The 12,345-nt window shown below is 48.3% G+C and carries 7 protein-coding genes; 1 reads left to right on the forward strand and 6 read right to left on the reverse strand.

What is annotated here, in order from left to right; translation table 11 throughout:
* Nucleotides 1-319: 319 nt before the first annotated feature.
* A complete protein-coding gene (gene nudC, locus I3X05_RS15785; protein WP_045569333.1) occupies nt 320-1,105 on the reverse strand; it encodes an NAD(+) diphosphatase in 786 nt (261 codons plus the stop codon).
* A gap of 193 nt (nt 1,106-1,298) precedes the next feature.
* Here nudC and I3X05_RS15790 point away from each other — a divergent pair, with 193 nt between their 5' ends.
* The gene (locus tag I3X05_RS15790) at nt 1,299-1,793 is read left to right on the forward strand and encodes an Rsd/AlgQ family anti-sigma factor (protein WP_045569334.1); all 495 of its coding nucleotides are present in this window, start codon (nt 1,299-1,301) and stop codon (nt 1,791-1,793) included.
* An 87-nt stretch (nt 1,794-1,880) separates the two neighbouring features.
* Here the strand turns inward: I3X05_RS15790 and rpoC are convergent, their stop codons facing one another.
* The 5 genes from rpoC to rplA form a co-directional block, all read right to left on the reverse strand.
* On the reverse strand, nt 1,881-6,083 hold the full coding sequence (gene rpoC / locus I3X05_RS15795) for a DNA-directed RNA polymerase subunit beta' (protein WP_045569335.1): 4,203 nt from the start codon (nt 6,081-6,083) through the stop codon (nt 1,881-1,883).
* Nucleotides 6,084-6,156: 73 nt separating this feature from the next.
* Nucleotides 6,157-10,185: a DNA-directed RNA polymerase subunit beta gene (rpoB, locus tag I3X05_RS15800; RefSeq protein ID WP_045569336.1), complete on the reverse strand. Its 4,029-nt coding sequence runs from the start codon at nt 10,183-10,185 to the stop codon at nt 6,157-6,159.
* Nucleotides 10,186-10,435: 250 nt separating this feature from the next.
* Entirely contained in the window at nt 10,436-10,801 is a 366-nt protein-coding gene (gene rplL, locus I3X05_RS15805; RefSeq protein WP_045569337.1) for a 50S ribosomal protein L7/L12, read from the reverse strand.
* A gap of 60 nt (nt 10,802-10,861) precedes the next feature.
* On the reverse strand, nt 10,862-11,350 hold the full coding sequence (rplJ, locus tag I3X05_RS15810; RefSeq protein ID WP_039431520.1) for a 50S ribosomal protein L10: 489 nt from the start codon (nt 11,348-11,350) through the stop codon (nt 10,862-10,864).
* A 291-nt stretch (nt 11,351-11,641) separates the two neighbouring features.
* The gene (rplA, locus tag I3X05_RS15815) at nt 11,642-12,343 is read right to left on the reverse strand and encodes a 50S ribosomal protein L1 (protein WP_045569338.1); all 702 of its coding nucleotides are present in this window, start codon (nt 12,341-12,343) and stop codon (nt 11,642-11,644) included.
* Between the last annotated feature and the right edge of the window lie 2 nt (nt 12,344-12,345).

The raw sequence follows: 12,345 nt of genomic DNA on the forward strand, positions 1-12,345 counted from the left end.
ACGTTTAAATCAATGCTTAGTTTGCACCCAACCAGTAACAGTGTTAAAAATTTGTTCGCTAGCGAAAACTACAATTATAAACCGAGCACTCAGTGCTTGGCATCTCATAACGACATCTTACTTACCCCCTCCCTCTCGGAGGGTTTTTTTTATTTAATTTCAATAAATTAAATTCTTACATCCTTGCCAGAAATGGCAAATAGGCCGCCACTTGATCGTCTTTGATTAGGCGATTTTTGCACCGCATCGGCATACTCGCAGAAAAAAACCAAGCTAACGTTGGCGTAATACCCTTCACACCGATTGGAGTTTTCGGCCATCAGATGTCAGCGGCTATATCGAGCAGTGTTTGTTCGATTAAGGCTCTGGCAATCGTGCCAACAGGCGCGACTTCAGGCATAGTGTCTAGTCCAAACCACTGGGCATCACTGAGCTCGGAGTAGTCCGGCTTTATCTCACCACCAGCATAATCAGCGAGAAAAGCCATCATCATACTTGAAGGAAATGCCCAGGGCTGGCTACCAAAGTAACGGATATTAGTCACATCAATCCCGGTCTCTTCTTTCACTTCTCGTGCCACACACTGCTCTAAGGTTTCACCCACTTCAAGGAAACCAGCAATCACAGTGTACATACCATTACGATGTCTTGGATGTTGTGCCAGCAGAATCTCCTGTTGCTTGCGCACCGCGACAATAATGCAGGGAAAAATGCGTGGATAGTGCAAAGTACGACAATCGGCACATTGCATCGCTAACTGATTGTGATTGAGATGGGTACGCCCGCCACACTGCGGACAAAAGCGGAGACTTTGCGTCATGTGGCCGTATTGCATGGCTTTACTCATCAGCAGAAACAAGGCTTCATCGAAGTGAAGGCATTCACGCAATGAGATCATCGGCAAACTCAGTTCGAGCTCTGCTTCATTGAGCCACATGACGTCATGCCCTTGATACGTCCCTACTTTTATTGCCTTATCACTGTCGAGCGCAAACTGGCTGGCTAAGCCAAAAGGTAGAGCCCCATCTACTAGCCAAACTTCGCTGCCCGATACTACACACCAGTAGCATACCCGGTTCTGTTTATTGTCGATGTCAGATAACATTCTCGATCCTCACTGCTTGCAGTTCGTTCATTTTACTGGCAATCTAAATTCATACCAGAGTTTGTTATCACATTGACATCTGGATATAAATTCTAGTAAGGACAATAAGTTGCATCTTCGAGATTGCTATGAAGACTGTGGCTTTACTAGGCAAAGGAAAAAATCACAGGTTCGGTGATCAGATCATGAGGGCATGGTCATGCTAAAAAAATTCAAACAAACGCAAGAACAATGGGGCGGCTCCAGTGAAGTGATTGATCACTGGTTAGAGACCAGACAATCGCTGATTGTGGAGTATTGCAAGCTTGCGGCTTTGCAGCCTTGTACCAGCAAAACGAATGTACTCGAACTCCCAACTCCCGACGAACTGCAGCATTTCTGCCAAGAACTGGTGGATTACATCTCTGAAGGTCATTTTAAAGTCTACGATATGGTGATGAACAAGTGGCGTGCCACCGGCTTTGAAATTACAGAAGAGATCCATGACACTTATGCTCGCATCGTGCTGACCACCGATCCACTGCTCAACTTTACTGATCAATACGCCAGTGTCGACGAAGAAGATACGCTAGACCGATTTGACAAAGATCTCTCTCGCTTGGGTGAAATACTGGAAATGCGTTTTGAAGTTGAAGATCAACTGATCCAGCTCATCGCTGACAGCCTCTCAGTCCCGCCTGGGGCTTGAAGTACAGCCAACGAAAAAACGATTGATTGAACGGTAAAAGCAGCAACAAAAAAGGCACCCGAAGGTGCCTTTTTGATTTCTCAACGATTAATCGTCTGAAGAGAAGCCTGCGTTTAGCAGTGCTGCAAGGTTATCAGTTGCTTGTGCAGCCGATGGACCTTCCTGCGCTTGCGCACGTTTCGCTTGGCGCTCTTGGTGGTACGCAAAACCAGTACCAGCCGGGATCAGACGGCCAACGATTACGTTCTCTTTCAGACCACGCAGATCATCACGCTTACCAGAAACTGCCGCTTCTGTTAGTACGCGAGTGGTTTCTTGGAACGATGCCGCTGAGATAAACGACTCAGTAGCAAGAGATGCTTTGGTAATACCTAGCAGCTCACGCTCGAAACGCGCTTGCTCTTTGCCTTCCGCTTCTAGATTGCGGTTAGCAATCTTCACTTGCGCGTATTCTACTGTCTCACCTGGTAGGAACTCAGAGTCACCAGCATGAGTAATAGTACACTTACGAAGCATCTGACGAACGATGGTTTCGATGTGCTTGTCGTTAATCTTAACGCCTTGCAAACGGTAAACTTCCTGAACTTCATTGGCGATGTACTGCGTCACAGCGTGGATGCCACGTAGACGCAGGATATCGTGTGGCGCTTCTGGACCATCAGCGATAACATCGCCACGTTCCACACGCTCACCTTCAAATACGTTCAGCTGACGGTGCTTAGGAATCATCTCTTCATACGTATCACCACCCTCACGAGTAATGATCAAGCGACGCTTACCTTTGGTTTCTTTACCGTAGCTTACTGTACCTGTGTGTTCAGCAAGAATTGCTGGCTCTTTTGGTCGACGCGCTTCGAACAAGTCAGCAACGCGCGGTAGACCACCGGTGATGTCCTTGTTACCGCCCGATTTCTGAGGAATACGAGCGAGCGTGTCACCGATACCCACTTCGGTGCCATCTTCAATGTTGACGATCGCTTTACCAGGCAGGAAGTACTGCGCCGGCATATCGGTACCCGGGATCACCACATCTTTGCCTTTCTCGTCGACAAGTTTGATCGCTGGACGCATATCTTTACCTGCCGCTGGACGAGCCGCCGCATCGGTCACTTCGCTTGAAGATAGACCAGTCAGATCATCGGTTTGACGTGAAACAGTCACACCATCAATCATGTCAACGAATTGAACACGACCTGCCACTTCAGTGATGATTGGCATGGTGTGCGCTTCCCAGTTCGCGACCGTTTCACCAGCCGTTACTGCATCGCCATCCGCTTTGTTCAGTGTCGAACCGTAAGGCAGTTTGTGTTTCTCTTTGGTACGGCCGAACTCATCCATAATGGTCAGTTCAGATGCACGCGAAGTGATAACCAGTTTGCCCGCTTTGTTCACAACGAACTTCGCATTGTTCAGCTTCACAGAGCCGTTGTTCTTCACTTGGATGCTGTTTTCCGCTGCCGCTGTCGATGCCGCACCACCGATGTGGAACGTACGCATCGTTAGCTGTGTACCCGGTTCACCGATAGACTGAGCGGCGATAACGCCGACGGCTTCGCCTTGGTTCACTAGGTGACCACGCGCTAGGTCACGGCCGTAACACAGTGCACAACAACCGTAGTCTGAATCACAGGTTACCACTGAACGTACTTTGATCTTATCAACTGAGTTTTCGTTGATGATCTGGCACCATTTCTCATCCAACAGCGTATTGCGTGGGATCAGAACTTCTTCTGTGCCTGGCTTAACGATGTCTTCTGCCACCACACGGCCAAGAGCAAGTTCAGTTAGCGCAACTTTAACGTCACCACCCTCGATGTGCGGCATCATTTCAATGCCTTCTGGGGTGCCACAGTCGTGTTCGTAAACCACCACGTCTTGTGCAACGTCAACGAGACGACGAGTTAGGTAACCCGAGTTCGCTGTTTTCAGTGCCGTATCCGCCAGACCCTTACGAGCACCGTGCGTTGAGATAAAGTACTGAAGTACGTTCAGACCTTCTTTAAAGTTTGCCGTGATTGGCGTTTCGATGATTGAACCATCTGGACGCGCCATCAGACCACGCATACCCGCTAGCTGACGAATCTGAGCTGCAGAACCACGAGCGCCCGAGTCCGCCATCATGTAGATGCTGTTGAATGACTCTTGTTGCTCTTCTTCACCATCACGGTTGATGACCGTTTCAGAAGAAAGGTTCTCCATCATCGCTTTCGCAACGCGATCGTTGGTCGATGCCCAAATATCGATCACTTTGTTGTAGCGTTCGCCTGCCGTTACCAGACCAGATTGGTACTGTTCTTGGATTTCGCGTACTTCTTCTTCCGCTTCTGCGATTTCAGTGTACTTAGCAGGTGGCACAACCATATCGTCGATACCAACTGATACGCCAGACAGTGCTGCGTAAGCAAAACCGGTGTACATGATTTGGTCAGCGAAGATTACTGTGTCTTTCAGACCGAGCTTACGGTATGCCTCGTTAAGTAGGTTAGAAATCTGCTTCTTACCTAGCTTTTGGTTAACGATGCTGAACGGTAGGCCTTTCGGTACGATTTGCCACAACATGGCACGGCCGATAGTGGTATCCACCATCTTGGTTTCTGTTGTGCTGTGACCATCTTCGTCTACCACAGTCTCTGTGATACGAACTTTAACGCGCGCATGCAGTGCCGCTGTCTTAGTGCGGTATGCTTTTTCCGCTTCAGCAGGACCGGCTAGGTACATGCCTTCGCCTTTCGCGTTGATCATTTCACGAGTCATGTAGTACAGACCCAATACCACGTCCTGAGAAGGTACGATGATAGGGTCGCCTGACGCTGGCGACAGAATGTTGTTTGTCGACATCATCAGAGTACGAGCTTCAAGCTGTGCCTCTAGCGTTAGAGGTACGTGAACCGCCATTTGGTCACCGTCGAAGTCCGCGTTGTACGCCGCACACACAAGTGGGTGTAGCTGAATCGCTTTACCTTCGATCAGCACTGGTTCGAACGCTTGGATACCAAGACGGTGAAGTGTTGGTGCACGGTTAAGTAGCACTGGGTGTTCACGGATCACTTCGTCTAGGATATCCCAAACCACCGCTTCTTCACGCTCAACCATCTTCTTCGCTGCTTTGATTGTCGTCGCTAGGCCACGAGTCTCAAGCTTGCTGTAGATGAATGGTTTGAATAGCTCAAGTGCCATCTTCTTAGGAAGACCACACTGATGCAGACGCAGGTATGGACCTACTGTGATTACAGAACGGCCAGAGTAGTCTACACGTTTACCTAGTAGGTTCTGACGGAAACGACCCTGTTTACCCTTGATCATATCAGCAAGAGATTTCAGAGGACGCTTGTTCGAACCTGTGATCGCGCGACCGCGACGACCGTTGTCTAGTAGCGCATCAACAGACTCTTGCAGCATACGTTTTTCGTTACGTACGATGATGTCCGGAGCAGCGAGCTCTAGAAGACGCTTCAAACGGTTGTTACGGTTGATCACACGACGGTATAGATCGTTCAGATCAGACGTGGCAAAACGGCCGCCATCTAGCGGTACTAGAGGACGAAGATCCGGCGGCAGAACTGGAAGAACGGTGAGGATCATCCACTCTGGGTTGTTGCCAGATTGCACGAACGCTTCTACTAGCTTCAGGCGCTTAGTTAGCTTCTTACGCTTAGTTTCAGAGTTAGTGGTATCGAGCTCTTCGCGCATCTGCTCAGCTTCGGCGTGCAGATCCATCGAACCTAGTAGGTCCTTGATCGCTTCCGCACCCATCTTAGCCGTGAACTCGTCGCCCCACTCTTCTAGGCGATCCAGATACTCTTCTTCCGTCAGCATTTGACCTTTTTCAAGATCCGTCATGCCCGGTTCAGTCACTACGTACATTTCGAAGTACAGAACGCGTTCGATATCACGTAGTGGGATATCCATCAGCAGACCGATACGAGACGGTAGTGATTTCAGGAACCAGATGTGAGCCACTGGAGAAGCTAGCTCGATGTGGCCCATACGGTCACGACGAACTTTAGTTTGCGTAACTTCAACGCCACACTTCTCACAGATCACGCCACGGTGCTTGAGACGCTTATATTTGCCACAAAGACACTCGTAGTCTTTTACCGGGCCAAAGATACGCGCACAGAACAGACCATCGCGCTCAGGTTTGAACGTACGATAGTTGATCGTTTCAGGTTTTTTCACTTCACCAAAAGACCATGAACGAATCATGTCTGGTGAAGACAGACCGATTTTGATTGCATCAAATTCTTCGGTCTTATGCTGTGCTTTCAGAAAGTTTAATAAGTCTTTCACAATCAGCTCCTGTAAGGAGTTAAAAGTAGCCTGCCTCTCGACAGACTACTTTCTACCAAATAACCCGGAAGGATTACTCTTCGTCTTCTAGCTCGATGTTGATACCCAGCGAGCGGATCTCTTTCAACAGTACGTTGAACGATTCTGGCATGCCAGGTTCCATCGCGTGGTTACCATCTACGATGTTCTTATACATCTTAGTACGGCCGTTCACGTCGTCCGACTTAACGGTTAGCATTTCTTGTAGCGTGTAAGCCGCACCGTATGCTTCCAGTGCCCATACTTCCATCTCACCGAAACGCTGACCACCGAACTGAGCTTTACCACCCAGTGGCTGCTGAGTGACTAGGCTGTACGAACCCGTTGAACGAGCGTGCATCTTGTCATCAACCAAGTGGTTAAGTTTCAGCATGTACATGTAGCCGACAGTAACCGGACGCTCAAATGCATCACCGGTACGGCCATCAAACAGTGTAAGCTGACCAGACTCAGGTAGATCCGCCAGTTTTAGAAGCTCTTTAATTGACTTCTCAGACGCACCATCAAAGACCGGAGTCGCGATCGGTAGACCGCCACGTAGGTTGTGAACCAGAGTACGAACTTCATCATCAGACAGAGAAGCAATGTCTACTTTCTGGCGAGTTTCGCCTAGGTCGTAAACTTTTTGCAGGAATTCGCGGAATTTCGCCAGTTCTTGCTGCTCTTTAACCATCTGGTTGATCTTGTCGCCGATACCTTTCGCAGCCAGACCTAAGTGAACTTCTAGGATCTGACCGATGTTCATACGCGAAGGTACACCCAGTGGGTTCAGTACGATATCAACTGGCTGACCGTTTTCATCGTATGGCATGTCTTCAACAGGGTTGATCTTCGAGATTACACCCTTGTTACCGTGACGACCCGCCATCTTATCACCAGGCTGGATACGACGTTTCACCGCGAGGTAAACTTTCACGATCTTCAGTACGCCAGGCGCTAGGTCATCACCTTGAGTGATCTTACGACGCTTGGTTTCAAACTTCTTATCGAAGTCTGCTTTCAGCTCATCGTACTGCTCTGCAAGTTGCTCAAGCTGAGTTTGCAGTGCGTCATCTTCCAGAGTCAGCTCTAGCCATTTCTTACGTTCAGTACCGTCAAGTTTCGCTTCAGAGTAACCGCCAGAAAGAAGCACGGCTTTCACACGGTTTAGAAGACCGCCTTCCAGAATTTGGAACTCTTCTGTTAGGTCTTTCTTCGCTTCTTTCAACTGCATGTGTTCAATTTCAAGCGCACGCTTATCTTTCTCTACGCCATCGCGAGTGAAGACTTGAACATCAATGATGGTACCTGAAACTGAGTTTGGTACACGCAGTGAAGTATCTTTAACGTCAGACGCTTTTTCACCGAAGATAGCGCGTAGCAGCTTCTCTTCAGGAGTGAGCTGAGTTTCACCTTTCGGCGTCACTTTACCCACAAGGATGTCACCACCCTTCACTTCTGCACCGATATAAACGATACCTGACTCGTCCAGTTTAGACAGAGCCGATTCACCGACGTTTGGAATATCCGCTGTGATCTCTTCAGAACCCAGCTTAGTATCACGCGCCACACAAGTCAGTTCTTGAATGTGGATAGTCGTGAAACGGTCTTCTTGAACAACGCGCTCGGAGACTAAGATCGAGTCTTCGAAGTTGTAACCGTTCCAAGGCATGAACGCGATACGCATGTTCTGACCAAGTGCAAGCTCACCAAGATCGGTCGAAGGACCGTCAGCAAGCACATCACCACGCAGTACTGGCTCACCCGGCATCACACATGGACGCTGGTTGATACAGGTGTTTTGGTTAGAACGGGTATATTTGGTTAGGTTGTAGATATCGATACCCGCTTCACCAGGGATCAATTCTTCTTCGTTAACCTTAACCACGATACGAGAAGCATCAACAGACTGGATAATACCGCCGCGTTTCGCCACCGCGGTTACACCAGAGTCCACTGCTACGTTACGCTCAATACCTGTACCAACCAAAGGCTTGTCTGCTTTCAGTGTTGGTACGGCCTGACGTTGCATGTTCGCACCCATCAAGGCACGGTTCGCATCGTCGTGTTCCAGGAATGGGATCAGCGATGCCGCGATCGATACCACCTGGTTAGTCGCAACGTCCATGTAGTCAACATGTTCGCGTGGGTGTAGACCCGATTCACCTTTCTGACGAGCGGTGATCAGTTCATCGGCGAAAGTACCTTCTTCCGTTAGCGCGGCGTTCGCCTGAGCGATAACGAATTGGCCTTCTTCGATAGCCGATAGGTAATCCACTTCGTCTGTCACGATCCCATCGATAACACGGCGGTATGGGGTTTCAAGGAAACCGTACTCGTTACAACGAGCAAACGCAGACAGCGAGTTGATAAGACCGATGTTCGGACCTTCAGGCGTTTCGATAGGACATAGACGGCCGTAGTGCGTTACGTGTACGTCTCGAACTTCAAAGCCAGCACGCTCACGAGTCAGACCGCCAGGACCCAAGGCAGAAATACGACGCTTGTGCGTGACTTCTGATAGTGGGTTGTTCTGGTCCATAAACTGAGACAGCTGAGAAGAGCCGAAGAACTCTTTCACTGCCGCAGAGATTGGCTTGGCATTGATCAAGTCTTGTGGCATTACCGCATCAAGGTCGCCTAGGCTTAGACGCTCTTTCACTGCACGCTCAACACGAACAAGGCCAACACGGAATTGGTTTTCGGCCATTTCGCCAACGCTACGGATACGACGGTTACCTAGGTGGTCGATATCGTCCACTTCACCGATGCCGTTGCGGATAGCGATAAGCTTTTTCATCACCTCGACGATATCAGTTTCGTCAAGAGTGCCTTGCTCTTGCGCGTCTTCACGACCAATAGAGCTGTTGAACTTCATGCGGCCAACAGTCGACAGGTCGTAACGCTCTTCAGAGAAGAACAGGCTTTCAAATAGGGCTTCTGCCGCTTCTTTCGTTGGTGGCTCACCAGGGCGCATCATGCGGTAGATTTCTACCAGTGCAGAAATACGATCAACCGTGCTGTCAATACGTAGGGTTTCTGACATGAATGGACCGTGGTCAAGATCGTTGGTAAACAGAACTTGCAACGACTTGTGACCTGCTTGCGACAGGTTAGCCAACGCTTCTAGGCTGATTTCTTGGTTCGCCGCAACAATGATCTCGCCAGTCGCTTCATTGATGTAATCTTTTGAAGAAACTTTGCCAACGATGTACTCAACAGGTACTTCGATGTGATCAACGCCATCTTTCTCTAGCTGGCGGATATGACGAGCCGTTACACGACGACCTTTTTCGATGTAAACGTTGCCGTTTGCTTCAATATCAAAAGAAGCCGTTTCACCACGTAGACGTTCTGGAACCAGTTCCATCATCAGCGTCTGATCTTTCACTTCGAAATTCACTTTTTCGAAGAACATGTCCAAGATCTCTGCGGTGGTCTTGCCCAGTGCACGAAGAATGATCGTTGACGGCAACTTACGACGGCGGTCGATACGTACGTACAGGTTGTCCTTAGGATCGAACTCAAAGTCAAGCCATGAACCACGGTAAGGAATGATGCGCGCGTTGTAGAGAACTTTACCTGAAGAGTGAGTCTTACCCTTATCGCTGTCGAAGAACACACCTGGGCTTCGGTGCAGCTGGGATACGATAACTCGCTCGGTACCGTTGATTACGAAGGTACCATTGTCCGTCATGAGTGGGATTTCACCCATGTAGACTTCTTGTTCTTTAATGTCTTTGACAGTACCTGCTGGTGCGTCTTTATCGAAGATCACCAGGCGCAATTTAACGCGCAGTGGTTTTGAATAAGTTACGCCACGAATTTGACATTCTTTAACATCAAAAACTGGCTCACCAAGACGGTAGCTAACGTATTGCAGCTCTGAATTACCGTTGTAACTCTGAATAGGGAATACAGAACGGAAAGCAGCCTCAAGACCGTATTGCCCCTCAGGATCCTGTTCGATAAATTTGTCGAACGAATCGAGCTGGATCGATAGCAGGTATGGAATGTCCAAAACTTGTGGACGAGTACCAAAGTCCTTACGGATGCGCTTTTTCTCGGTATAAGAGTAAACCATGGGGTTCCTCAGCTCGCTGATAAGTGACCCAAACTGTCCGCCCACACCTAGTTACTTAAGGGGGGTAAGGGACAGTGACTAAATGGCTGTTTACTGTAGTGACACTTCATTGCGATTGAATGAAATGTTTTTTGCATGGATATCAGGCGCTTAAACAGCGGGAAAATTCGCCTATACCCTACAGCGCAAAAAGGCCGGTGGTTATTAAACCACCAGCCAATAGCCGTTAGGCTAAGAAATTAAGTAGGAATTACTTAACTTCAACAGCTGCACCAGCTTCTTCAAGCTCTTTCTTCAGTGCTTCTGCTTCTTCTTTAGATACAGCTTCTTTAACAGATGCTGGAGCGCCGTCAACTAGAGCTTTCGCTTCTTTCAGGCCTAGACCAGTTGCGCCACGTACTGCTTTGATCACAGATACTTTGTTTGCGCCAGCAGAAGTTAGGATTACGTTGAATTCAGTTTGCTCTTCAACAGCTGCTGCTGCTGGGCCACCTGCTACAACTGCAGCTGCAGCAGTAACACCGAATTTTTCTTCCATTGCAGAGATCAGTTCAACAACTTGTGTTACAGACATTTCTGCGATAGCGTCTAGGATTTGCTCGTTAGTAATAGACATAACAATTCTCTTTTAAGTCAACAATAAGTTTATTAAGCAACCAGTAAAAAGCAATGCGAATTACGCAGCTTCTTTTTGATCGCGGACAGCAGCGATAGTACGTACCAGCTTGCCAGCAGAAGCTTCTTTCAGACACATCATCAGACGTGCGATTGCTTCGTCGTAAGTTGGTAGTGTTGCTAGTACTTCAGCGTCAGTTAGCGCGCCTTCAAATGCAGCAGCTTTGATCTCGAAGTTTTTGTTCTCTTTAGCGAAGTCTTTGAAAAGACGCGCTGCAGCACCTGGGTGCTCGTTAGAGAACGCGATTAGAGAAGGACCAGTAAAAGTCTCTGTTAGACACTCGTACTGAGTACCTTCAACCGCACGACGTGCTAGTGTGTTACGCACGACTTTCATGTAAACGCCCGCTTCACGAGCTTGTTTACGTAGAGAAGTCATTGCGCCAACTTCAACGCCACGAGAATCAGCTACAACTGCAGAAAGTGCACCAGCGGCTGCTTCGTTGACTTCAGCAACAATTGCTTTTTTGTCTTGAAGATTTAAAGCCATCTTGGATTAACTCCTGGTTGTTGTTACACCACTCACTATTATCACAACAGTGAGAGCTATTGAGGTGCTTTTCCCAGAAGAAAGGTAACTATTTACATAGAGCTTTCTGTCAGTTCGGGCACCATCTACGTAGGACAATTAAGTTTATCTTAAGATAAACACCTACGGTCTTGGACGGAGACTGGGTCTTAATTCAACCAAGTAAAAAATTACTTAAAGAACCAAGCTTCAGCCCCAACCACAAATATTAGGCGCAAAATTATACATAATTTTTGCGCCTAAGCAAATAGATTATGCTTGAGTGCTCAGGCTAGCCTGATCAACAGCAACACCAGCACCCATAGTGGTAGAGATGCTTACTTTCTTCAGGAAAGTACCTTTCGCTGAAGATGGCTTCGCTTTCTTCAGAGCCACTAGAAGTGCTTCTAGGTTCTCTTTGATCTGCTCTGCAGAGAAGTCAGCTTTACCGATAGTAGAGTGGATGATGCCGTTTTTGTCGTTACGGTAACGAACCTGACCTGCTTTCGCGTTCTTAACCGCTTCAGCAACGTTAGGCGTTACAGTACCCACTTTAGGGTTTGGCATTAGACCGCGAGGACCTAGGATAGTACCTAGTTGACCTACAACGCGCATTGCATCTGGAGAAGCAACCACTACGTCAAAGTCCATTACGCCTTTTTTCACTTGCTCAGCAAGATCTTCCATACCAACCAGATCTGCGCCAGCTGCTTTAGCGGCTTCAGCGTTTGCACCTTGTGCAAATACTGCAACGCGGATGTCACGGCCAGTACCGTGTGGAAGTACAGTTGCACCACGTACGTTTTGGTCAGATTTACGAGCGTCGATGCCTAGGTTAACAGCAACGTCTACAGACTCAACAAACTTAGCAGTAGCCAGTTCTTTCAGTAGAGCAACAGCTTCGTTGATGTCGTATTCACGAGTTGCATCAACTTTTTCGCGGATTACGCGCATGCGCTTAGTTAGTTTTGCCATGA

Source organism: Vibrio navarrensis, assembly GCF_015767675.1.
In the GTDB taxonomy this organism is placed as follows: Bacteria; Pseudomonadota; Gammaproteobacteria; order Enterobacterales; family Vibrionaceae; genus Vibrio.